Consider the following 24,481-nt stretch of genomic DNA (forward strand, 5'->3'; position numbering starts at 1 on the left):
GATATAATAATAAAGAAGTGTTTCAATTTTGGAGGGGTATAAATGAATAAACTTAATGGACGTTTAAGTAGTCTGTTATCTATAGAATTCGCTGTTTTATGTATGCTATTCTACAATGTCATAGGTAAAATGGTTTGGATAGATGGTAATATGTACTTGAGCTTGGCTTTTGTCTTGCTTGCAGTATGTATTTTTTTTGAAGTTAGCAATAAGTATAAAGATACAAATTTTTTAGCTATTATAGGAATAATAGCCACTGTAAAGTTCATAATATTAGATGTAGTGTCTGTTTTGGATTTTCAAGTAAAATTGGTAGATCCAAAGACATTTTACTATAATGCAAACATAATAGTGATCTTGCTTATATTGAATGCCACGATAATGACTCTTTTATTAATACATATGTACAAGTTTTTCAAAAATATACATATAAAATCATATAAAATAAAATATTCATTTGTGGTGTTATCAGTTTTGTTGTCATTTTATTTAGATAGATCTTTGATGGTGGCACTGATATTATATTTTGTATTTACATCATATGTAGCTATTCGAATATCACAAGATAATGTGAATATGTTTGCAAGATATTTGTTTAGCAGAATTTGGTATAAAAAATACTTAGTAGCAGCAATGTTATTTGGAGCAATAATAGATATAATAGACTACAGCAATGCTAGTATATTAATAGCATTTTTAATTATTATATGTTTGGAGATGAAGTCAATATATATATTAAATATATCGAATGATTTTGATGGCGAAAGTTCAGCTATAAAGACTATAATAGGTTATAGAAAAATATATAATGATGCTATAGAGAATAAAAAACATGCAGATTACTTGCATGATGAAGTATTGCAAAATTTATTTTATTTAAAGAGGAACATAAGTGATATGTATTCACTTGCTTCATCTAGCAGTATGGATAAAGATATAGAAAAAAATAAGAAAATAATAGATCAAATGGTAAAATCAATTAGGGATGAGATAGAGAAAATATCACCATATATTTCAAATTCGGTATCTTTAAAGAAAAATTATCTATCATTGATAAAGAAATTCTATTTGAAATGTAATAGAAAAATACTGATAGATTTTACTTGCAAGGAAGACTTTTTTGTACCATTTCCCTATGATGAAATATTGTATAAATTTATAAATGAGTTGGTAACCAATGCGATAAAGCATACACAATCAAATTATATAGAGATTAGGTTAGATATAATAGATAATATTATATTCTTAAATGTAATTGATGAGGATAGTAATTTAAATATTGATTTCGAAGATTTATCAAGTCAAAATAGAGGGTTAAAATCTATTAAAAATACGTTAGATGGATTGAATGGAAAAATAGAAATAGAAAATTTTGAAAATAATAAGGGAAAATCAGTTAATATTAAAATTCCTATTAAGGGGGAAGATATAATTGAGGATATTATTAATAGACGATCATAGTATTTTTGCATATGGTGTAAAATATAGCCTAGAAATTAATGATATAAATAAAAAAATACATTTTATAGATATACTATCGAATAAATTTGAAGTAGAAGATATTTTATCCTTAATAAGTATAAAAGGATATGATACTCTTATGTTAGACATAAATATTAAAAATATTTGTGATTTTGATGGACTAGAACTAACGCAAAAATTACTGGATAAATTTTCAAATCTTAAAATAATTGTACTTACAGGTTATGATAAACCAATTTTTGAAAAGCAAGCAAGAGACATAGGAGCCTATGCATTTATAGATAAGAATAAAAATAGCAAAGATTTATATGAGATACTCTTGAAAGTGAATGAAGGTAAGTTTTATTTTGAAGACTACATTATGCAAGAGGATTTACTCACACAAAGAGAAATAGAAATTGTAAAGCTTTATGTTGGAGGGCTTACTAGAGAGCAGATAGCTAAAAAAATTTATGTATCGCCTAGAACGCTTGCAAATCATTTAATAAATATATACGAAAAATTAAATGTTAGTAATTATCAAGAAATGACACTAAAGGCAATAGATTTAGGATATATGAAGAATTTTTCTAGAAAAAATTATAGATAATAAATAAATTATTAAATAAAGCGGTACTTTACTGCTTTATTTTTTAAAGAAAAAATTTATCAAATAAATTGAGTAAATAAAATTTTGATGGGTATTTAATATAGCAGATAAAAATAATTAATAATGTTCTAAATTATGGAGGATATATACAATGGAAAAAAGATCAGTAACAACATTTGCTGGGAATCCAGTAACACTTTTAGGTAAGGAAATCAAAGTAGGAGATAAAGCTCCAGAGTTTGTAGCGGTAAATGGAGATTTAAGCCCATTTTCTTTAAAGGATGTTGAAGGTAAGGTAAAATTAATAAGTGCAGTACCATCAGTTGATACAGGTGTTTGTGAGTTACAGACAATCAGATTTAATGAAGAAGCATCAAAATTAAATGATGTTGCTATCATTACAATAAGTGAAGACCTACCATTCGCACAGGCTAGATTCTGTGGAGCAAAGGGAATAGAAAATGCTGTAGTAGTTTCTGACTACAAGGATACAGAATTCGGTCTAAACTATGGATTCTTAATGGAAGAATTTAGACTACTAAACAGAGGTATAGTAGTACTAGATAAGGATAATATGGTAAGATATGTAGAATACGTAAAAGAAAATACAGATCATCCAGATTATGATAAAGCTATAGAAGCTGTTAAAGCTTTAATATAATAGAAAATCATTTTTAAGCCAATTTTAAATTTTATACTAAGTTTAAGGAGTAGCCTATGAAATCTTCAGTTCATTGACTACTCCTTTGCGTTATAAAAATTAATACTATTCAAACTTGTATTTTATATATTCTTTAAATAAAAAATAGCTAGTTGTGTACGATCTCTCAGATCTAATTTTACCAACATGGATGAAATATAATTTCTTACTGTGCCTTCACTTAAAAATAATTTACTAGAGATTTCTTTATTGTTTAATCCATCAGCGACAGATTTTAAAATATCAATTTCTCTTTGGTTTAGCTTTTCTTGTAAATCTAGCTTACTATTGTTTTTGTTATTGTACGATTGAGAATTTTTACTTATATTATCTATTACCTTGTTGCCGAATACGTTCTGTCCTGCACTTACAGCCCTAATAGAAGGACAAATAGATTCAAATTCATCTTTCAAAAGGTAACCACAGCTACCTAATTTTAAGGCTTGATCGATATAAGATTTATCTAAAAAAGTAGTAAGAAAAAGTGCTCTTACATTATTATTGCATTCTTTTAATTTTTTAAGTGCATCTAATCCAGTTTTTTTGCCAATTTGTATATCGAACAGACATATGTCCGGTTGATGTTCAGTGTATAGATTTATTGCATCATCAAAGTTATGTCCTAGACCAACGACTTCCATATCTTCTTCATTTTCTATTATAGTTTTTAAGGCAAAGCAAATCATTTTATCATCGTCTATAATTAATACTCTAATCATTTTTCCTCCTTGTTGAGCGTTATAAATATTCTAAAACCATTATTGGTAGATATTTCAAGAACTCCATTTAAATCGGCTACTCTTTTTCTTATTGAGAATAGTCCCATACCATCTGCATCAATATTTTCAATACTACCATTATCAAAAATTTTTATATATAATTTATCAAAACTCTCCACTATACTAATTTCTGCTTGGTCTGCATTTGAATGTTTGACTATATTAGTTAAAGCTTCTTTTATTATATAAATTATTGTATATTTTGATTTTAGATTTAAGTCTGTATCTAAAGAATAAGTAAATGAAATAGGACAGAAGTTAAAGTCGATTATCACTTTATCCAACTCATTTTTTAGGTTTATAGTTTGGTTTTGAAAATTATGAAGACTTTTTCTAACCTCGTTCATACCTTCTTGAAGAGTTGATTTGAGCATAGATAGTTGCTCATGTTTTTGTTTATCTTTTTCAATTACCATAAGAGCACCAATTTGAAGTATACCTCTAGATGTTAGATGACCTAAGGAGTCATGTATATCTCTAGAGATTCTATTTCTCTCATTTAAAATAGCATTTTCTATTTTTTTATCTTGCTTGACTATTAAATCCTCATATTTATTTTTTAATATTTTTTCGTGGTCTTTTGAATTAGAGTAGTAAGAGTAATATTTATCTTTGGTAAAAAGCAAGTCTATCTCTAAGTCGGCTATGTTATATGAGAATAGAGAAAATAGACTTATTAGTATAATTAATATAAAATCTAAGGTCATAATAAATGAAAAAAATAAAAATATCATATAATAGACTAGATTTATTTGCTTTATATATTTATTAATACTTATGTCTGAAGTATCCTCATTAATCATTTTTTTTATTGATATGTTTGTTTTTTTATTATTTTTATTAAAATTTCTGTGACTGTTTATATAAATAATAAGTGCTGTAAATACACCGATATGCTCAATGTGCATAGAAGTATATATATTATTATTTTTAAGATAAAAAGCAAGTATGTATGACAACGAAAAGATACCTAAAGATAAGATATAAATATATTTTTTGTTTGAGCAAGTTAAAATAAAAGCTGAAATTGTCCCCAAGCAAAGTGGAATTATCAAATAAGCTTCTTTATTATAGATAATCAAAATGGTTATAGATATAAACCAAATCAGTATTGCTTTCTTGAAGATTTTATTATTAATAAGTATGTTCATTTTTCACCTCAAATTTTACTTTAGAAAATTTATAAATCATATTTTTATAATAGCATAATATGAGAATTAATACATTAAAATATGACATATGTAATACATATAAATGAGTATATACACTAACGCATAAACTTTATATAAAATATAATAAATATATAAAGAAATAAAAAGTATATTTTATAATAGGAGGTAATTATGATAGTAGAATTTAAAGACGTGTTAAAGAGATTTGATTCTTTAATTGCATTAGATAATTTTAATATACAGATAAAGGAAGGGGAAGTCTATGGCTTACTTGGGCCAAATGGTTCGGGAAAGACAACCGCAATAAATTGTATGCTGTCTTTGCTTCATTATGAAAAGGGTCAAGTATATTTATTTGGAGAAAAAATGAGCCAAAATAGATTTGACATAAAGGCTAAAATAGGATATGTACCACAAGAAATAGCTGTGTTTGAAGAGTTAACTGTATATGAAAATATAGACTTTTTTTGTGGTCTATATGTCAAAGATAATGATACAAGAAAAAAATATGTTGAAGATGCTATAGAATTTGTAGACTTAAATGACTTTAGAAAATTTTATCCTAAAAAACTTAGTGGTGGATTAAAGAGGAGATTGAATATAGCTTGTGGAATAGCTCATAAACCACAATTAATAATCTTAGATGAACCAACAGTTGCAGTAGATCCACAAAGTAGAAATTCTATATTAGAAGGAATAAAGAAATTAAATAAAAATGGTGCGACAGTTATATATACTACTCACTATATGGAGGAAGTTGAACAAATCTGTACTAGGATTTCAATAATGGATAAGGGCAAGATTTTAATCAGCGGAGATAAATATGAACTAAAAAAATTGGTAGGATTAAGCGATTCACTTATTTTAAAAGATATAGAAATTGATTCATCAAATATAGAAACTATAAGAAAAATAGATGGTGTAGGAAAGGTAGTGAGTCAAAACCGAAATTTAGATGTACAGATAAAAGATAAGATGACAGTTACAAAGATACTTATGTATTTAGAAAAAAATAATATTTTCTTCCAATCCATAAATATATTGTCACCTACATTAAATGATGTATTTTTAGAGATAACAGGTAGAGAATTAAGGGATTAAGGAGGTAAAAAATGTTCGGATTTTTATTTAAATATAACATAAAAGTAATATTGAGAATAAAACAAGTATTATTTTGGACTATAGCCTTTCCCTTTATGTTAGCTACTATAATAGGGTTTTCTTTAAAGGGTGTAGACAAAGGACTGAATCTAGAACCTATACCAGTAATGACTGATAATATACAGTATGAAAAAATCTTATCAGACATAAAGGTAGGTAATAAAAAAGTATTTGATATTAGGAAATTAAATAAGCCAGAGAAAGCATTAGAAGATAAAAAAATAGATGCCTATATAAAATCTATTGGAGATTCTAAAAATGATTTAAGAAAGGTAAAATTAATTATAGGTAAGGATGATTTAAATTCTTCACTTGTATACTCAACTGTAAATTATATTAGTCACTCAAATCTAACTGCTAAGCAGATACTGTCAAGTAAAGGAAACTATTCTAAAATTAATCAAGTAGTAGCCGATTTAGGAAAGAATAGTGATAATAAGATTAAAAAGTCAAAAAATATAAAAGAAGTTAAATCTACTAATGTTTTTATGTACTCTTTGTTAGCAATGGCTTGTCTAGGATCAATAACTTTTGGCGTTTCAATTGTTGAAACTTATAATATAAAAGGTGATTTTGCTTATGCATCAAGAATTTCTGTTACACCAATAACTAAAGGAAAACTACTTTTTTCTCAGACTATTGCATATGCATTAATAGGAGTAGTTACTTCAGTAGCGCTTTGTTATTATGTAAATACGGTGCTAGGAGTAGATTTTGGTGGTGATAATTTGAAAATTATATCAATATTGATATTGGGAAATATTATGGGAATATTAATAGGAATAATATTAGGATTAATATTACCGCTAAAGACAGATGCTAAAATATCTTTCGCATCAGCATTTTATGTATTTTCGAGTTTTTTATCTGGTATGATGATAAGTTCAGTACCAAGTGTAATCAGCAACAATATTCCAATATTAAACTATATAAATCCTGCAACGGTAATATCTAGAAGTTTTTCTTCATTATATCTGTATAAAGGAAATTCAGAATTCATTATATCAATAATAAATAGTATAGCTTATATATCTATACTGACTATAATTATTTGGATTTTATCAAGGAGGAGACAAAATGACAGTATTTAAATCATATTTAAAAATAATGAGAAAAAACTCCGTAGGCATAATGATTTATATGGTAATTTTTATATCAATATCTGTTATGGTGAGTGTTTCTCTTTCAAATAGCAAACCAGGAAATTATGTTAAAAATCAAAAGACAATTGCAGTAATAAATATGAGTAATGATAAAACTTCAAAAGAACTAGAAAAGTATTTAAACAAAAATTTTGATGTAAAAAAAATAAGAAATGATGAAAAAACAATTAAAGAAAATCTATTTACTCAATATGTATCTTATGTGTTAAAAATAAATAAAGATAATTCTATGGAATACTATATAAATAAAGATATTGGTGTTGCATTTATAGTAAATGGAAAGGTAGAAGAATATTTAAAAACAAATAAATTACTAAACAAATATAATATAGAAAATGCAGATTCAAAGACACAAAATATACTTGAAGATAATGTTGAAATATCTTATATAAAAGATCAAAATACGTTGAAGTCAGAATCATTATATTATTATTACAATAGTCAGTCATTTGTGGTGATGTCAGTAATAATGATAGGAGTATTTATTGGTTACAGTAAATATAAGCAAAGAAATGTTAAAGATAGGATAGGATCTTCTGCTATGGCAAGTAAAAAAGTAGAAACAAAAGTTTTACTTAGTTCTCTAATATTTGTGGCTTTTGTATGGTTAGTGCTTTTGTTTACAACAGTTGTTCTTTTTGATAGACAACTATTATTTTCTTCTATAGGATTAGAATATATATTATCAAGTATTATATATCTTGTACCTACTTATGGCTTAGCGTATTTAATAGCTACTATATCAAAAGATACTAATGTTAATACGGCGCTTGTTAATTTTATAGTACTTCCATTGTCATTTATATCAGGTGTATTTGTACCATTAGAATTTTTGCCAAAATCTATTGAAAAAATAGCAATAATTTCACCAATGTATTGGAATAATAAATTATATAGATTAATAATGGATGGAAGTTTTGGAAATAGTGATACATATATATATATAGGAATACAAATACTATTCTTCATAACTTTTGTCCTATTGGGCTATATGTCAAGTAAAAGAAAAACAAGAACTTTATAAATTAATAGAATATTATAGTATTTTCATTTATAGGAGAACTTAATTATGTTATAATTTAAATATATACTAGACTATTTATTAACAAAAAATATAGTTATAGAGATTTTAGCAGAGATGGGGTAATATGTATGATTTCACATGATAGATATTCAATTGGAGAAGTTGAAAAAATTTGTAATATACCTATAAAGACACTGCGTTACTACGATTCGATTAATTTAGTTGTTCCATCCTTTAGAGATTCTGAAAGCAATTACAGATACTATAGTAAAGAGCAAATGGTTACCATATGCATAGTACGTAAGTTAAGAATGCTTGGTTTTGGATTAAAGGAAATACATAATATAATTCATGATAATAAAGCACATATATTAGAAGAGAGTGTAGATTCGAAATTAGTAGATATTTCAAATGAAATAAAAGCCTTACAGCAAAAATATGAAGAGGGATGCAGATTTTCTCAAAGATTAAAAAAGGGTGTAGATATTTTATCTTTGTACGCTAAAGAAGAATTTGAAAAAAAAGGAATAGTAATAGAAGAAATACCTGAATCATATTTATTGTATACTAGAAAAGTTATGAAAAATTATTCTAATAGAGATGTGTCATTAGAAAGATGGGTAGAACTCATAAATTTATCAAATAAGACTAATATTGAAAATAAGGGATCAATCGTTGTAACTTATTATTCAAATCCTTTAGATCAATTTTTATACAAGGATATAGATATAGAATTTGGTATGTACTTGGATGAACCTGTAAATTTATGTGAATGCAAAAAATTTGGGGGATTTACTGCTGCTACCACCATACATGTAGGTGATTATTCTAATATAATAAATACACATATAAAGATGATTCAATATATAAATAAGAGTGGATATAGCATTTGCGGAGATATTTCAGAAGAATTTATCATATCACCATTTGATGTTAATAATCCTGAAGAACATGTAACAAAAGTAATAATACCCGTAAAAAAAATATAAAGAAAAAAATATGGTTATGATAAAGTATATATTACAATAAACTTTTAAAATACAAAAGAGAAGTATTTACAGATTATGTAAATCTTCTCTTTTGTATTTAGTATATTATAAGTTTATATATAGGGTAAACTACATTATTCCTTCTTCTTTTAAAGATTTAATCTCATCTTCACTTAGTCCAAATATTTCTGCATTATGTTGACCTAAAAGTGGTGCAGGTGTATCTACTGTACCTGGAGTTTCAGAAAGCTTCATTACACAACCTTGGAAATATTGGTCTCCTGCAGTTGGATGTTCACAGTGAACCATCATTTCACGAGCTTGTATATGTGGATGCTCAATTGCTTCTTTTACATTTAGTATAGGACCACACGGTATTCCATCCCTATCCATGGCATCTTCAATTTCTTTTTTTGTATAATTTTTACACCAATCAGCAATGATATTTTTTAATTCTGGTTCATAATTGTCGCAACGTAGAGTATTTGTTTTGTATCTAGGATCATCTAGTAATTCTTCGTGATTTATAGTTTTACAGAATTTAGCAAAAAGTCTATCATTACCTACACCAACTGCGACAAATCCATCCTTACATTCGTAAACATCAAATGGTGCTATAGAAGGATCTATGTTACCATTACGTTCTGGTATAAATCCACCAACAGTATAGTTTACTAGTGCATTTTCAAGTAAACTAAATATTGTATCTACCATTGATACATCTACCAATTGACCTTGACCAGTTTTTTCTCTATTATAAAGAGCCATTAATATACCTACAGTCAAGTATATACCAGCTACATGGTCAGCAACTGATGGTCCGACCTTTACAGGATTAGTTTCTTTATAACCTGTAAGATTTATCATACCACCCATGGCTTGAGCTACTATATCATAGCAAGCTCTATGTGATATAGGGCTGTTTTGACCAAAACCAGAACCAGATCCATAAATTATAGATGGATTTACTTTTTTAACTGATTCATAGTCTATACCAAGTCTTTTGGTAACTCCTCCCTTGTAGTTTTCGACTACTATATCTGCATCTTTTACCAAATCAAAGAACATTTTTTTACCTTTTTCAGATTTAAGGTTTAGAGTTACTCCTTTTTTATTACGGTTTACATAGCAGTAAAAGCCACTTTCTCCACTTTTTTCGTCTATAGGTCCCCATTCACGACATTGATCACCATTAACAGGTTCTATTTTTATTACATCTGCACCATAATCAGCCAACATCATTGTACAGAATGGTCCATTTAATGCGGAAGTAAGGTCTATAACTTTTAATCCTTCTAGCGCTTTTTTCATTATTTTTATTCTCCTTTAATTTCTACTTAATAAGCTTCATAAACAAACTGTCCAACTGTAGATAATACTGGTTCTGGTAGTACATCTATTGAGCTAGGATATGGAGGATCACTAGGAACTTCTATAACTTTAAATGCTCTGACTTCTATAAGAGCTTTCTTGCCTTCTATTTTTTTTGCTCTTGCTACATATTCCATATAATCTCCCGCTTGAGAAGGTGTATATAGACGTATTTTTTTTACTTCTACGCAATGACCAGTATTACCAAATACTTTAGCCATTAATCTAACTGCTGTATCACTCATAAGAGTAATGTTTCTTGCACCATTTATTAAACCACCTAGATAAAAAACATCTCTATTTGACATTCTATAACGGAATGTTACTGTCTGTTGTTCGTTCATAATTAGACTCCTTTTAATATTATTTTTTATTTAAATTAAAAACCTATATTTCAACTTCATCTTCTTCTGGAAAATCATCAAGTGGGAACCATGGATCTGTAACTAGTCCTTCAGGTTGTTCTCCACGTTGTAAGTGTTTTTTAACTACTAAACGTACAAAACCCTCTGTGCAAAGAACAGGTTCATCAAACCAAATCATTTCACCTTTTTTGCAATCAGATTTTCCTTCACGGAAAGCTGGTGTTGCAAGCTTATAAACTTCAATTTTACAATCACGAGAAGAATTACCTATGTTGACTAATGTTGCTTTATAATCAATCATGTCTCCTACATATACATCTTTGAAACATTTTACATCATGATATCCTAAGCAAAGTGATTCATCACCATCACATAAAATCATTTCCTCTGTTTCAACGTCACCGATAAAATCGAATTGACGACCGATTGAAATTAATCCATCAGGGTTAGCTGCATCTGCAGTTGTCATGTTGTAACTTAAATACGATACCTTTCTCATAATTACGCCTCCAAATATATTTTTATAAATTTATTATTTATTGTTTTTAATTTCTTTTATGTTATCTATCATCATAGGAACTATTTTAAATAAATCTCCACTAATTCCGTAATCAGCACAGTCGAAAATTGGTGCTTTTTCATCCTTATTTATAGCTATAATAAGGTCTGAATCTTGCATTCCAGCTTTATGCTGTATGGCTCCAGATATTCCTAGAGCGACATACACTTTTGGATGAACTGTTTTCCCAGTTTGTCCTACTTGATGATCTGCTGATAACCAACCAGAATCTATTACCGCACGGCTACCACCGATTACACCACCGCCAAAAGCATTTGCTAATTCTTTTGCTAGCTCTATACCTTTTTCTATATCTTTTCCAATACCACGACCTACAGATACTATTATTTCAGCACCTATTAAATCAACCATTTGTTTTGCTTCTTTTATTGTTTCTAGAACTTTTGTCTGTAAGTCATCACTAGATAAATTTACAGGGTATTTTTCTATTTGGCATGCATCGGCTTTTTCTTTTATAAATTCGCCTTTTTTCATTACTCCAGGTCTAACAGTTGACATACAAGGTCTAAATCTTGGACAGATTATTGTTGCCATTAGGTGACCGCCAAATGCTGGTCTTGTCATTTTTAAATTTATATCATCCATTTTAAAAGAAGTTTTTGAAAGATCTAAGGTAGATGAAGTCTCTATAAAATCTACATAATTATTCATATCTATATCTAGATGTGTACAGTCAGCTGTAAGTCCAGTATGCAGTCTAGCTGCACATCTTGGTGCTAAATCTCTACCTATAAAAGAAGCTCCAATCAGTACTACTTCAGGTTTTTTATCCATTACTAAATCACAAAAAACTTTTGTATAGGCATCAGTTGTATAATCTTGTAATTCTTCACTATCACATACAATTACCTTATCAGCGCCATAGCCACCTAATTCTTTTGCAAGATGTTCAATATTATGGCCAAGAATTACACCTATAAGGTTTGAACCTCTTTCATCAGCTAATTTACGACCTTCAGAAATTAATTCAAAATTTGTGTTCATCATTTTTCCGTGACGCTGTTCACAGAAGACCCATATATCTTTAAATTCTTCTATTAAAGAACTATTAAATTCCATATTTTATTGTCTCCTTTCATAATTAAATAACATGTAGTTGTTCTAATTTATTAGTTAATTGTGCAACTGACTCTTTTTCATCGCCAGTAAATAATATGCCTGTACCTTTTTGTGGTGGTGTAAATGATTTGAAAATATTAGTTGGAGATCCTTTTAAACCAATAGTATCAGGGTTAATTAAAGGTTCATCTTTTAAATCTTCAAAAGTTAGAACAGTAATATCTTTGCTATAGCAATTCATAATTCCATCAATTGTCATATAGCGAGGGAATATATCATCATCTTTTACACATGTTATTAGGCAAGGAGTTTTAGTTTCTATATTCATATAACCATCTTCAAGCATTCTTTTTACAACTAATTTATCATCATATTTATTGATTTTTCCAGCATAAGTAACTTGCGGTATAGATAGTTTTTCAGCAATTTGTGGTCCTACTTGTGCAGTATCTCCATCAATTGCTTGGCGTCCACAAAGTATTAAATCTTCTTTATTTAAACCTAGATTAGAAATTGCAGCAGCAATAATTTGTGATGTTGCATATGTATCAGAACCCCCAAACTCTCTAGATGATATTAGCACACCATCATCTGCACCTATTGCTAAGATTTCTCTAAGCATAGATTCAGCTTGGGGTGGACCCATAGTTAGGGCAGTTACTTGGCAATTTAACTTATCTTTTAATTTTAGAGCTTGTTCTAAGGCAATCATATCATCAGGATTTACAATGGCCGCCATAGAATTACGATTAAGAGTTCCATCAGGATTTACTGCGACCTTACCAGATGTATCCGGAACTTGCTTTACACAAACAAAAATTCTCATAGTTCATATACTCCTTTTCCTATTTCATAACTTCTCTTGCTATAACTACTTTGTGAATTTCAGAAGTACCTTCATATATCTCAGTAATTTTAGCATCGCGATACATTCTTTCAAGTGGATAGTCCTTCATATATCCGTAACCACCGTGAATTTGTAGAGCCATATTTGTGACATGGCGTGCATTTTCTGAAGCATTTAACTTACACATTGCTGATTCCTTTGTATGTGCTTTACCAGCATCTTTTAAATATGCGGCATAATAAACTAGCATTTTAGCAGATTCTGTTTTTGTAGCCATATCTGCTATGTACCACTGTATTCCCTGTAAAGTACCTATTGGTTTTCCAAATTGTACACGTTCCTTTGCATATTTTACAGATAGATCTAAAGCTCCTTCAGCAACCCCAACCGCTTGAGCACCTGTACCAATACGAGCACCATCCAGAGCCTGCATTGCAATTTTAAATCCCTGACCTTCTTTTCCTAATAGGTTAGATGCTGGAACCCTGCAATCTTCAAAAATTAATTCTGCTGTTTCAGAACCTGCAAGCCCCATTTTTGATTCTATCTTACCTATGCTAAATCCAGGAGTACCTTTTTCAATTATTATTGCTGACATACCCTTTAGACCTTTTTCAGGTTGTGTAAGAGCAAATAGTGTTAAAATATCAGCACGGCTACCACCTGATATAAAACATTTAGTGCCATTAATTACATATTCGTTTGTATCCTCATCTAGTATAGCGACAGTTTTTACAGCACCAGCATCTGATCCGGCATTAGGTTCAGTAAGAGCAAATGCGCCTAATTCTCCGCCCTTTGTCAATCTAGGAAGATATTTTTGCTTTTGTTCTTCATTACCAAATTTATTTATCGCATGAGGTGCAATCAAATGAATTGATAGAATAGCTGAAGAAGACATGCATTTTTTAGCAAATTCGTTAACTGCTATAACTTCTTCAATAGCACCACCGCCAGTTCCACCGTATTCACGAGGGACACCAATACCAGTAAATCCTAAAGCTGCCATTTTCTTGAAATTTTCAATAGGAAATGTGTGACTTTCATCTAATTCAGCTGCTACAGTTTCTAGTACTTCTAGTGCAAATTGTCCAGCTAATTTTTTTATCATTTCCTGTTCTTTAGTTAATGAAAAATCCATATATTATTTCATCCTTTCTTTTAATTACTTACTATATATACATTTTAATTTTGACTTGCTGAAAAATATCTCATAATTGAGTTATATCTTATATAGCAACTGTATTGTCAACAAAATAACAGTAATAAATTTTAGGTGTTTAGTGTTAATAAAAAATAAAGTCTCCACTAACTGTACCTATATAAAATATTAGAAAATTTATTATATTTTGACAAAGTGAGTAAGTTAGACTTATAGTTTTACAAATGAGCAAGATTTTTTGGTAGACTTTTTATTAATAAAAAACACAGCAGAATTAATCTGCTGTGTTTTTGTAATTATATAATTTTTAAATTTTTCATAGAGATATCTAAAATTTTTGAGGAGTGGGTTATGTACCCACTCGAGATATAGTTTATATCAAGGCCCTTAAATCTTGAAATATTATTTATATCTACATTACCGGAACATTCAATTATTGCTTTTTTATCAATTATCTTAATTGCTTTTTTTATATCGTCTATGGACATATTATCTAGCATTATTATGTCTACATTATTTTCTATGGCTTCTTTTACCATATCAAGAGTTTCTGTTTCAATTTCTATTTTCTTTATAAAAGGAGAGTAGTCACGAGCTCTTTTTATAGCTTCTTTTATTGAACCAGCGGCAGCTATATGATTATCTTTGAGCATAATCATATCTGATAAATTGTATCTATGATTATATCCACCGCCAATTTTTACAGCGTATTTTTCAAAAATTCTCATACTGGGAGTAGTTTTTCTTGTATCTAGTATTTTTATATTAGGGTCATTTAATTTTTTTATTATATTATTTGTAGTAGTAGCTATACCACTTAAATGTTGAAGATAATTTAGTGCGACTCTTTCTCCCATCAATATAGTTTTGACGTCACCAGTGATAGTTAAAATAAGATCTGATTTTTTAACTGAGTCTCCGTCAAATTTTTTTATATTAAAGGATATATTCGAATCAATTATTTCAAATACTCTTTTAAATATATCAATTCCAGCTATTATACCATTGTCTTTAGCTATAAGGTCTATCGTAGCATTTTCTCCATTTTTATATATAGAGTTTGTAGAGATATCCTCATTTGTTATGTCTTCTGCCAAAGATTTTTTTATGTGCTTATCAATTAAAAAATTATTAGGCATGCAATAATCTATCATTTTTTATAGTCTCCTTAATGTATTTGCTGGAAATATCATAATTTAATTTCTCTTTTTTGAATTTATTTAAATTTAGATAATATTTCTCTAATACAGATTTATTGATATCTAGGGCAACTCTTTTTCCATATACTACACTTTCAAGTAGAGAATTACTAGCGAGCCTATTTTTTCCGTGTACACCTGTACAAGCTGTTTCACCAACAGCATATAAATTTTTCATAGAAGTTTTTCCATATAAATCAACATCTATACCACCCATTGTATAGTGTTGGGCTGGTACAATAGGGACTAAGTCTTTTTTAGGATCAATACCAGTATTTTTTACATAGTTATATATATTGGGAAACCTTACTTTTATATCTTGTTCTACATAAGTCATATCAAGCCATTCATAACCAACTTTTTCACTATCCATTTGATTTAGTATTGCTTTTGATACTATGTCTCTTGGCTGAAGCTCATCAATAAATCTTTTTTTATTATGATTAAATAATAGAGCACCTTCACCTCTTACAGATTCAGAAATCAAAAATCTTCTGTCGTCATTGTCTTCATAAAAAGCTGTTGGATGAATTTGTATATAAGAAATATCCTTTAGTTTTATATTATTTTTTAGAGCTATAGCTATGGAATCTCCTTGTATATGTTTGAAGTTAGTAGTGTTTTTATATACACCGCCCAAACCACCAGTTGCCAATATTGTTTTTGAACTTATAAAAGCTAAATCTTCTAAATGTAAAGTACAGTAAGCGCCTATGCACTTTGAATCTTGAACAATAATGTCATGACATGTACATTGTTCATATATATGAATATTTTCTCTTTCAGCTAATCTTTGAATTAGTGATTCCATAATCCATTTGCCAGTTTGATCTTGGCAAAAAGCAATTCTTGCCTTATTGTGACCACCTTCTTTTGTATAAGCCAAGTGTCCATTTTCTTCTTTATTGAAATCTACACCATAATTTATTAGGCTATTTATGGCGTCTCTTGATTCCTCAACCATAACTTTTACGGCTTCTAATTTATTTTTATTATGTCCAGCTTTTAGGGTGTCATTTATAAAATCATCTTTGTCATAGTCATCTCGCATTGTACAAATGCCACCTTGTGCTAAATATGAATTGCAGTCTTTGAGTTTCTTTTTTGTGATTAGTGCTACTTTTTTATTTCCGTCTAGCTCTAAGGCACTTATGCTTCCAGCAACTCCAGAGCCTATTACTACTACATCATATTCCAATATTTTCAATTTTATTCACCTAGTTTCATCATCATATTGAGTGGTTTAATTGCCAACTTAGCAATTTTTTCATCTACAAATACTTCATTATTATCTTTTTCTATACAGTCTATTAATTTTTCAACTGTTAGCATTTTCATATCTTTACATGTAAAATCCTCTAAGAAATGGAATTTTTTATCAGGGTATCTTTTCTTCAATTCAGACTTGATACCTTCTTCAGTGACAATAAGAAAATCTTTTGAGTCAAGTTCGTTTACTTTTTCTATAATTCCTTTTGTACTACCAATATAATCTGCTAAGTCAAGAACAGATTTTTGACATTCAGGATGAGCGAGAACATATATATCTTTGTATTTTTTTCTGTATTCCCATATTTGCTGAGGACTTATTTTATTGTGAACAGGGCAGTATCCATCATTTAAAATTATATTTTTTTCAGGTACAAATTCTGCTATATATGCACCTAAGTTTTTATCAGGTAAGAAGAATATATTCTTTTCTTTTAGCTTTTTCACAATATTTACTGCATTTGAAGAGGTTACACAAACATCGCAGTGTGCCTTTATCTCAGCAGTAGAATTAATATATGAAACAATAGCTATATCATCATATTCTTTTCTTATATTTTCTATAGCCTTTATATCTGCCATTCTAGCCATAGGACAATCAGCTTTTGGATCTACTAGGTAAACTTTTTTATCTGGATTCAGTATTTTGATACTTTCGCCCATAAAGTTTACACCAGCCATTACAATAATGGGATTTTCTAATTTTGTAGCTAATTGGGCCAAAAAAAATGAGTCACCCACATAATCTGATAGTTTTTGAATTTCTTCATCAACATAGTAATGTGCTAAAATGACTGCATCCTTTTCTTTTTTCAAAGTTTGTAAATAATCGTATTTCAACGTTCTTTTCTCCTTTGCTTATTTTACTAGAGTATAACATATGTTTTTAATTAGTGTCAAGACACATAAATATACAATAAAATGTAGAATTTTATATTGTGTAAATTAAAATAAAAACAATTTATTGACAACGTTTTTTTGCTATGCTAAAATGAACTTAATTTAATAGATTATTCTTCAGGGCAGGGTGAAATTCCCTACCGGCGGTAAAGCCCGCGAGCGAAAGCAGATTTGGTTAGATTCCAAAGCCGACAGTAAAGTCTGGATGAAAGAAGAAGTAGTATTATATAGTTTATTTGCTCTGAAATGTTTTATACATTTCAGTTTTTATTTTACTATATTTATTTGAGAAATTTCGCATTATCAAGCCCTGAATTTAATTCAGGGCTTTTTTATATGGAGGTGTAAATATTGGACGAATATTATATGAATATGGCTATAGACTTAGCAAAAAAAGGAATAGGAAAGGTAAATCCAAATCCTTTAGTAGGTGCTGTAATAGTTAGAGATTCAGAAATATTATCTTGTGGGTACCATAAAGGATTTGGTGAATATCATGCGGAGAGAGAAGCTATAAATAGTGCCAAAGTATCTTTAGAAGGAGCAACTATTTACGTAAATTTAGAACCTTGTTGCCATCATGGAAAAACACCGCCATGTACTGATGTAATAATTGAAAGTGGAATAAAAAAAGTGGTAATAGGGTCATTGGATCCTAATTTACTAGTAGCAGGTAAAGGAGTTAAACTTTTAGAAAATGCTGGTATAGAAGTGGTATGTGGTGTGTTGGAAGATGAATGCAATAAATTAAATCAAGTATTTTTTAATTATATAAATAAGGAAAAGCCATATATTATTTTAAAGTATGCTATGACTATGGATGGTAAAATCGCTTGTTATAGTGGAAAATCTCAGTGGATAACAGGTAAAATAGCAAGAAATAAAGTACATGAAGATAGGAAAAAGTATATGGCCATAATGGTTGGAATTGGAACAGTTTTGTCAGATGATCCCACTCTTAACTGCAGATGCGAAGATCCTGTACATCCTATTAGAATAATTTGTGATTCTAATTTAAGGATTCCAATAAAATCAAATATAGTTAAAACGTCCAATGATTACAAGACAATTATAGTCACAAAATCTAAGGATGTTAAAAAAATAAAGGAATTAGAAGAGTATGGATGCCAAATATTACAACAAACAAATGATGGAGATTCAATAAATTTAAAATCTCTAATTGTCGAACTAGGCAAGATGGGAATAGATTCTATTGTGATAGAGGGTGGTTCAGGATTAAATTGGTCTGCTCTAAATTCTAATATAGTAGATAAAGTTCAAATATATATAGGAAATAAAATTTTTGGAGGTTTAAATGCTAAGAGTCCAGTTGGAGGAAGTGGTATAGAAAATCCAAATAAAGCATTTAATTTATCTAGACCTGAAATTACTATTTTAGGTGATGATATATTGTTAGAAAGCGAGGTTTTTGGATGTTTACAGGAATAATTGAGGAAATAGGAACTATTAGAAATATACAAAAAGGACCTAAATCACAGATTTTATACATAGGAGCAAAAACAGTGTTAGAAGATGTAAAATTAGGTGACTCTATAGCAGTAAATGGTGTATGTTTAACAGTTACAAAATTTATAAAAGATGAATTTCAAGTCGATATAATGCATGAAACAATGGATAGATCATCCTTGGCTAATATATCTATAGGTTCAAAAGTAAATCTAGAAAGGGCTATGCAATTAGGAGGAAGATTTGGAGGACACATTGTATCCGGTCATATAGATGGATTAGGAATAATAAAATCTATAAAAAAAGACGATAATGCAATATGGTATCAGATAGAAACTCAAAAGCAGATAATGAAGTATATTATCTTAAAAGGGTCAATCACTATAGATGGTATAAGCCTTACTGTAGCAAAGCTTGAAGAGGATAATTTTAGCGTTTCTATTATACCTCATACATCTACATATACTACTTTAAACCATAGAAAAGTAGGAGATAAGGTAAATTTGGAAAATGACTCAATAGGAAAATATATAGAAAAATTATTAAATTTTCAAGTAGATGCAATGGAGAGTATAAAAAATCAAAACTTAAATAATAAATCAAATATAAATATGGAATTTTTACTAAAAAATGGTTTTTAATAGGAGGAAAAAATGTTTGAATTTAACAGTGTAAAAGAAGTTTTAGAAGATTTAAAAGCAGGTAGGTGTGTGTTGGTAACGGATGATGAGGATAGAGAAAATGAAGGCGATTTTATATGTGCTGCTGAGTTTGCCACTACTGAAAATGTGACATTGATGGCAGTAGAAGGAAGAGGTCTTATATGTATGCCTATGAGTGCAGAATATTGTCAAAAATTAGGATTACAGCAGATGGTAACTACCAATACAGATAATCATGAGACAGCATTTACAGTTTCTATTGACCATGTAAACACTACTACAGGTATATCTGCTGAGGAGAGGGGATATACTGCTAGAGCTTGTGTAGATGAAAATGCAAAAGCACAGGATTTTCGTAGACCAGGACATATGTTTCCACTTAAAGCTAAAAAAAATGGAGTATTAGAAAGAAATGGTCATACTGAAGCTACAGTTGATTTGCTGAGATTAGCTGGACTAAAGGAAGTTGGACTTTGTTGTGAAATAATGAGAGAAGATGGAACAATGATGAGAACGCCAGAGCTTATAGAATTATCAAAGAAATTTGGTTTAAAATTTACAACTATAAAAAAATTACAAGAATATAGAAAAAAGAATGAAAAACATGTAGAAAGTTCAAGTGTGGTAAATATGCCTACTAAATATGGAGATTTTAAGGCTCATGTGTACATAAATAAAATAAATGGAGAACATCATATTGCACTCGTAAAAGGGGATATAGGTGATGGTAAAAACCTACTTTGTAGAGTTCATTCAGAGTGCTTGACAGGAGATGTATTTGGCTCTTGTAGATGTGATTGTGGAGAACAATTTGCAGCTGCTATGAAACAAATACAGAAAGAAGGAAGAGGAATATTATTATATATGCGTCAAGAGGGAAGGGGAATAGGTCTAGTTAATAAATTAAAGGCATATGCCCTACAAGATCAAGGAATGGATACATTAGAAGCAAATCATGCTCTAGGATTTGCTGGTGATTTAAGAGAATATTTTATAGGGGCTCAGATTTTGGAAGATTTGGGAGCAAAAACACTTAGGCTTCTTACAAATAATCCAGATAAGGTATATCAACTATCTGACTACGGTATGGAAATTATTGAAAGAGTACCAATTGAAATACAGGCAAATGAGCATGATGAATTTTATCTACATACTAAAAAAGAAAAAATGGGTCATATACTGGCTCTATAATTGAAAGTTTGACATAATATAATATTTGAAAAATAAATGGAGGAATTAAAATGAAAGTATTTGAAGGTAATTTAGTTGCAAAAGAAGCCAAAATTGGTATTGTAGCAGGAAGATTTAATGAGTTTATTACATCAAAGTTGATAGATGGATCATTAGATGCACTAAGAAGACATGATGTAGCAGATGAGAATATAGATTTAGCTTGGGTACCAGGTGCATTTGAAATACCACTTGTAGCCTCAAAAATGGCGAAAAGCGGAAAATATGATGCTGTGATTTGCTTAGGTGCTGTAATACGTGGAAATACTTCACATTATGACTATGTTTGTAGTGAAGTTTCAAAGGGAATTGCTCATGTATCTTTGGATACAGGTATACCAGTAATGTTTGGCGTTGTAACTACTGAAAATATTGAACAGGCTATAGAAAGAGCGGGCACAAAAGCTGGAAATAAAGGATATGATGTAGCTGTAGGGGCTATAGAAATGATTAATCTAATAAATAACATATAGTAAATAAAATCAAATTCCCCTAGGTTGATGTGTATCCAATAAACTGGACACAATATTTAATTAGTTAGAAACATTGGATGCTTCCTATATTTTGTAGGGGGTATCCATTTTGTTTTGTATTGAATTCGCTCATTATTGTAATAATATATGTACTCATTTTTTGAATTCATAATTATATTTCATAAAAATACCCTCCTTACAGGTTTGTCCAGTAAAAAGGGTAGATATCAGAATTGGGGATTTTTATTTTATTTATTCTTTTTCTTCAAAATCCTTGTACATAAGTGAAGGTTGTATACCCTTGTTATGCTGGTATTTTCCACTTGAATAAAGATCGTATTCACCAAGTATATCATGATAATATATTTGGCAAATTTGTACATTTGGATAGATTCTTATAGGCTGAACGCAGAATATCTCAAGCGTCCAATAGCCAGCAAAGCCTATATCTCCAAATCCTGCCGTAACATGTATAAATAAACCTAGTCTACCCGTTGAAGATCTACCTTCTAACATAGGTACGAATTTATTTGTACTAGTAAATTCATTAGTCCTACCTAAATATAATTTATTTGGTTCTAATAGAAGACCTTCTTTAGGAATGACGATTTTTTTAGTTTTATTTAGAATTTTCATGTCTAACTCGTCATTTTCATAGACTAATAATTCGTTTCCTAGTGTCAGATTGTAGCTATTAGGATTTATATTTTTTTTATCAAAAGGCTCTATGATAATATTTTTATTTTCTATATTTTTTAGGATTTCCTTTCCTGATAAAATCATTTTCTGACCTCCATATAATTATCTTTATTTTATGTTTTTATTTTATCACAAGTGGGACTATAAGTAACCTCCTATTTATCATTTACATTAAATAGTATTTGGGGTAAACTTATGATTAAGAGATTGATAATTGTTTGTAAAATAATAGTAAAAAATATATAACATATGAGGAGGAATAAAATGTTAGAAGTAGGCATAAAACACGAAGAAAAATCAAAGGTAGATAATACAAATACAGCAGCTGCAGTAGGTAGTGGTGGATTAGATGTATATTCGACTCCATCTATGATTGGACTTATGGAAATGACTTGTAAATTCTGTGCACAGAAACATTTAGAAGATGGACTAGGAACTGTTGGAATTTCCGTAAATATTAAGCATAAGGCAGCTACACCAATAGGTATGAATGTAAGATGTGAGTGTGAATTAGTAGAAATAGATAGATCCAGATTGGTCTTCAAGGTTACATGCTATGACGAGCTAGATTTGATTGGTGAAGGAACTCATGAAAGATTTATTATAGAAAATGATAAATTTCTTGCTAATGTAAATGCTAAAATTGAAAAAGCAAAAAATAAATAAAAATTTATTTTGAAAGACGGATTAAATTCCGTCTTTTTCTTTTTTTGTTGCATTTGCAATTTATTTTTTCATCTTTAGATTATAATATATATTATATAAAGCAAAATTAAAAAATTATAATATCAAGATATATAAATTTTATATAAAGAATATAATTAAAAAAAAACATTAAAATTAAAAGTTAAAAAATAAAATCACAAATTTAAATAATATATTAAATTAATAAAGAGGAGCAAAAGATGAATAAATATTTTTCAATAAATGACAAAATAGCAGATATAATAGAAAAAATCCTAAAGCATTAGATTTTCTAATCTCAAATGGTTTTGAAAATCTAAAAGATAGAAAGTCTTTTGAAATAATGGCTAATAAAGTCAATCTTTCTACGGCACTCAAGATGAAAAAAATGAATGTTGAATTGTATGAAAAAAGATTTCTAACATTTTTAGAAAGTCAAAGCAATAGTGTGGATAATCTATTAATAGAGGATAATAAAAATAAAAAAGCAGATATAAATGTTGAAGGAGTTCTACCTTGTCCAATTAGAATACCTCTTCTAGAAAGTTTTGAATTTTGGTTAGAAGATAATAAATCCAAATTTGACTATTCTATAGGATATGAACTCCAATCAGCAAATTTAGGTCTAGATTGGATAAAAGATCAAGTAAAAACTGGAAATCCTAATATGATACCAGATGTTTTGATGTCAGCAGGCTTTGATTTATTCTTTGATAAAGAGTTAATGGGTCAGTATATGGAGAATGATATATTTGAAGCGGCCACAAATGAGTTTAATAAGGATTTTTCTAATGAATATCTAGATCTTAGAGATCCACAGAAAAAATATCTAATTACAGGTGTTGTGCCAGCTGTTTTTTTAGTAAACAAAAAAGAGTTAGGAAATAGAAAGTTTCCAAAAAACTGGACAGATATACTTAGTCCAGAATTTGAAGATTCAGTTGCCATACCTATGGGAGACCTGGATTTATTTAATGCATTAGTAGTAAGTTTGTATAAAGAATATGGTATGGAGGGAATTTCGAATCTTGCAAGATCATATATGAAGAGTCTTCATCCAGCACAAATGGTAAAAGCAAAAAGTACAGGTAAACACAAAGAACCAGCTGTAAGTATAATACCGTATTTCTTTACTCAGATGATACAAGGAACAGACACTGTAGCTGTATGGCCAGAAGATGGGGCAGTAATTAGTCCAATATTTATGATGTCAAAGAAATCAAATAAAGAAAAGGCACAACCGATAATAGACTTTTTTATGTCAAAAGAAGTCGGAAAAATATTTTCAGCAAATGGAAAATTCCCTTCAACTAACAAATATGTAGATAATGGTTTAGAAAAGGAAAAAAAATTTAAATGGGTAGGTTGGGACTTTATTCATTCAACTGATATAGGAGCTCTAATTAGAGAAATTGAGAATAAATTTAATAGAGAAATAGCACAATAACATATGAA

At 29.1% G+C, this 24,481-nt stretch carries 26 protein-coding genes and 1 riboswitch; of the genes, 13 read left to right on the forward strand and 13 right to left on the reverse strand.

Features of this window, described 5'->3' with window-relative positions; translation table 11 throughout:
- Positions 1 to 42: 42 nt before the first annotated feature.
- From O0R46_RS01365 to tpx, 3 genes are all read left to right on the forward strand, one after another.
- Complete coding sequence (locus tag O0R46_RS01365; protein ID WP_269311817.1) at positions 43 to 1,461, forward strand: sensor histidine kinase; 1,419 nt, start codon at positions 43 to 45, stop codon at positions 1,459 to 1,461.
- On the forward strand, positions 1,433 to 2,071 hold the full coding sequence (locus tag O0R46_RS01370; protein ID WP_269311818.1) for a response regulator transcription factor: 639 nt from the start codon (positions 1,433 to 1,435) through the stop codon (positions 2,069 to 2,071). Before O0R46_RS01365 ends, O0R46_RS01370 begins: the two co-directional genes overlap by 29 nt.
- A gap of 151 nt (positions 2,072 to 2,222) precedes the next feature.
- On the forward strand, positions 2,223 to 2,732 hold the full coding sequence (gene tpx, locus O0R46_RS01375; protein ID WP_269311819.1) for a thiol peroxidase: 510 nt from the start codon (positions 2,223 to 2,225) through the stop codon (positions 2,730 to 2,732).
- 122 nt (positions 2,733 to 2,854) lie between these two features.
- On the opposite strand, the gene O0R46_RS01380 is transcribed toward tpx, so the two are convergent.
- On the reverse strand, positions 2,855 to 3,490 hold the full coding sequence (locus tag O0R46_RS01380; protein ID WP_269311820.1) for a response regulator: 636 nt from the start codon (positions 3,488 to 3,490) through the stop codon (positions 2,855 to 2,857).
- A complete protein-coding gene (locus tag O0R46_RS01385) occupies positions 3,487 to 4,701 on the reverse strand; it encodes a sensor histidine kinase (RefSeq protein ID WP_269311821.1) in 1,215 nt (404 codons plus the stop codon). The genes O0R46_RS01380 and O0R46_RS01385 overlap by 4 nt, the downstream gene beginning before the upstream one ends.
- Positions 4,702 to 4,893: 192 nt before the next feature.
- Between O0R46_RS01385 and O0R46_RS01390 the strand changes: the two genes are divergently transcribed.
- From O0R46_RS01390 to O0R46_RS01405, 4 genes are all read left to right on the forward strand, one after another.
- A complete protein-coding gene (locus O0R46_RS01390; protein WP_269311822.1) occupies positions 4,894 to 5,823 on the forward strand; it encodes an ABC transporter ATP-binding protein in 930 nt (309 codons plus the stop codon).
- Between the two features lie 11 nt (positions 5,824 to 5,834).
- Positions 5,835 to 6,974, forward strand: a complete 1,140-nt coding sequence (locus O0R46_RS01395) for an ABC transporter permease (RefSeq protein ID WP_269311823.1) — start codon at positions 5,835 to 5,837, stop codon at positions 6,972 to 6,974.
- A complete protein-coding gene (locus O0R46_RS01400) occupies positions 6,961 to 8,070 on the forward strand; it encodes an ABC transporter permease (RefSeq protein ID WP_269311824.1) in 1,110 nt (369 codons plus the stop codon). Before O0R46_RS01395 ends, O0R46_RS01400 begins: the two co-directional genes overlap by 14 nt.
- A 128-nt stretch (positions 8,071 to 8,198) precedes the next feature.
- Positions 8,199 to 9,059: a MerR family transcriptional regulator gene (locus O0R46_RS01405; RefSeq protein ID WP_269311825.1), complete on the forward strand. Its 861-nt coding sequence runs from the start codon at positions 8,199 to 8,201 to the stop codon at positions 9,057 to 9,059.
- 129 nt (positions 9,060 to 9,188) lie between these two features.
- On the opposite strand, the gene O0R46_RS01410 is transcribed toward O0R46_RS01405, so the two are convergent.
- The 9 genes from O0R46_RS01410 to nadA form a co-directional block, all read right to left on the reverse strand.
- On the reverse strand, positions 9,189 to 10,370 hold the full coding sequence (locus tag O0R46_RS01410; protein WP_269311826.1) for a CaiB/BaiF CoA transferase family protein: 1,182 nt from the start codon (positions 10,368 to 10,370) through the stop codon (positions 9,189 to 9,191).
- Between the two features lie 26 nt (positions 10,371 to 10,396).
- Positions 10,397 to 10,774 carry an acyl-CoA hydrolase gene (locus O0R46_RS01415; RefSeq protein WP_269311827.1) on the reverse strand — a complete coding sequence of 126 codons (378 nt, stop codon included), beginning with the start codon at positions 10,772 to 10,774 and terminating at the stop codon, positions 10,397 to 10,399.
- Positions 10,775 to 10,817: 43 nt separating this feature from the next.
- Positions 10,818 to 11,294, reverse strand: a complete 477-nt coding sequence (locus tag O0R46_RS01420) for a beta-alanyl-CoA:ammonia lyase (RefSeq protein ID WP_269311828.1) — start codon at positions 11,292 to 11,294, stop codon at positions 10,818 to 10,820.
- A gap of 33 nt (positions 11,295 to 11,327) precedes the next feature.
- Positions 11,328 to 12,434, reverse strand: coding sequence for an acryloyl-CoA reductase electron transfer subunit beta (gene acrA, locus O0R46_RS01425; protein WP_269311829.1), 1,107 nt, complete (start codon positions 12,432 to 12,434; stop codon positions 11,328 to 11,330).
- Between the two features lie 22 nt (positions 12,435 to 12,456).
- Positions 12,457 to 13,260: an acryloyl-CoA reductase electron transfer subunit gamma gene (acrB, locus tag O0R46_RS01430; protein WP_269311830.1), complete on the reverse strand. Its 804-nt coding sequence runs from the start codon at positions 13,258 to 13,260 to the stop codon at positions 12,457 to 12,459.
- Between the two features lie 19 nt (positions 13,261 to 13,279).
- Positions 13,280 to 14,422 (reverse strand): acryloyl-CoA reductase, encoded by a 1,143-nt coding sequence (gene acrC / locus O0R46_RS01435; RefSeq protein WP_269311831.1) that lies wholly within the window; start codon positions 14,420 to 14,422, stop codon positions 13,280 to 13,282.
- Positions 14,423 to 14,739: 317 nt separating this feature from the next.
- The gene (nadC, locus tag O0R46_RS01440) at positions 14,740 to 15,597 is read right to left on the reverse strand and encodes a carboxylating nicotinate-nucleotide diphosphorylase (RefSeq protein ID WP_269311832.1); all 858 of its coding nucleotides are present in this window, start codon (positions 15,595 to 15,597) and stop codon (positions 14,740 to 14,742) included.
- Entirely contained in the window at positions 15,575 to 16,849 is a 1,275-nt protein-coding gene (locus O0R46_RS01445) for an L-aspartate oxidase (RefSeq protein WP_269311833.1), read from the reverse strand. The genes nadC and O0R46_RS01445 overlap by 23 nt, the downstream gene beginning before the upstream one ends.
- A gap of 2 nt (positions 16,850 to 16,851) precedes the next feature.
- The gene (gene nadA, locus O0R46_RS01450; protein WP_269311834.1) at positions 16,852 to 17,727 is read right to left on the reverse strand and encodes a quinolinate synthase NadA; all 876 of its coding nucleotides are present in this window, start codon (positions 17,725 to 17,727) and stop codon (positions 16,852 to 16,854) included.
- Positions 17,728 to 17,920: 193 nt separating this feature from the next.
- Positions 17,921 to 18,032, forward strand: a riboswitch (FMN riboswitch).
- A 130-nt stretch (positions 18,033 to 18,162) separates the two neighbouring features.
- On the opposite strand from nadA, the gene ribD reads away from it, so the two are divergent.
- The 4 genes from ribD to ribH are packed head-to-tail and all read left to right on the forward strand — an operon-like array spanning position 18,163 to position 21,643.
- Positions 18,163 to 19,260, forward strand: a complete 1,098-nt coding sequence (gene ribD / locus O0R46_RS01455; RefSeq protein ID WP_331275606.1) for a bifunctional diaminohydroxyphosphoribosylaminopyrimidine deaminase/5-amino-6-(5-phosphoribosylamino)uracil reductase RibD — start codon at positions 18,163 to 18,165, stop codon at positions 19,258 to 19,260.
- Entirely contained in the window at positions 19,245 to 19,919 is a 675-nt protein-coding gene (locus tag O0R46_RS01460) for a riboflavin synthase (protein WP_269311835.1), read from the forward strand. The genes ribD and O0R46_RS01460 overlap by 16 nt, the downstream gene beginning before the upstream one ends.
- 12 nt (positions 19,920 to 19,931) lie before the next feature.
- Positions 19,932 to 21,131 carry a bifunctional 3,4-dihydroxy-2-butanone-4-phosphate synthase/GTP cyclohydrolase II gene (locus O0R46_RS01465; protein ID WP_269311836.1) on the forward strand — a complete coding sequence of 400 codons (1,200 nt, stop codon included), beginning with the start codon at positions 19,932 to 19,934 and terminating at the stop codon, positions 21,129 to 21,131.
- A 50-nt stretch (positions 21,132 to 21,181) separates the two neighbouring features.
- On the forward strand, positions 21,182 to 21,643 hold the full coding sequence (ribH, locus tag O0R46_RS01470) for a 6,7-dimethyl-8-ribityllumazine synthase (RefSeq protein WP_269311837.1): 462 nt from the start codon (positions 21,182 to 21,184) through the stop codon (positions 21,641 to 21,643).
- Between the two features lie 56 nt (positions 21,644 to 21,699).
- Here the strand turns inward: ribH and O0R46_RS10205 are convergent, their stop codons facing one another.
- Both O0R46_RS10205 and dcd read right to left on the reverse strand, forming a co-directional pair.
- Positions 21,700 to 21,813 (reverse strand): IS3 family transposase, encoded by a 114-nt coding sequence (locus O0R46_RS10205; protein WP_422763599.1) that lies wholly within the window; start codon positions 21,811 to 21,813, stop codon positions 21,700 to 21,702.
- A gap of 82 nt (positions 21,814 to 21,895) precedes the next feature.
- Complete coding sequence (dcd, locus tag O0R46_RS01475) at positions 21,896 to 22,426, reverse strand: dCTP deaminase (RefSeq protein WP_269311838.1); 531 nt, start codon at positions 22,424 to 22,426, stop codon at positions 21,896 to 21,898.
- A 180-nt stretch (positions 22,427 to 22,606) separates the two neighbouring features.
- Here dcd and O0R46_RS01480 point away from each other — a divergent pair, with 180 nt between their 5' ends.
- A complete protein-coding gene (locus tag O0R46_RS01480) occupies positions 22,607 to 23,008 on the forward strand; it encodes a thioesterase family protein (protein ID WP_269311839.1) in 402 nt (133 codons plus the stop codon).
- A gap of 397 nt (positions 23,009 to 23,405) precedes the next feature.
- Entirely contained in the window at positions 23,406 to 24,473 is a 1,068-nt protein-coding gene (locus O0R46_RS01485) for an ABC transporter substrate-binding protein (protein WP_269311840.1), read from the forward strand.
- Positions 24,474 to 24,481 lie beyond the last annotated feature (8 nt).

This window comes from Peptostreptococcus equinus, assembly GCF_027125355.1.
Classification (GTDB): domain Bacteria; phylum Bacillota; class Clostridia; order Peptostreptococcales; family Peptostreptococcaceae; genus Peptostreptococcus; species Peptostreptococcus equinus.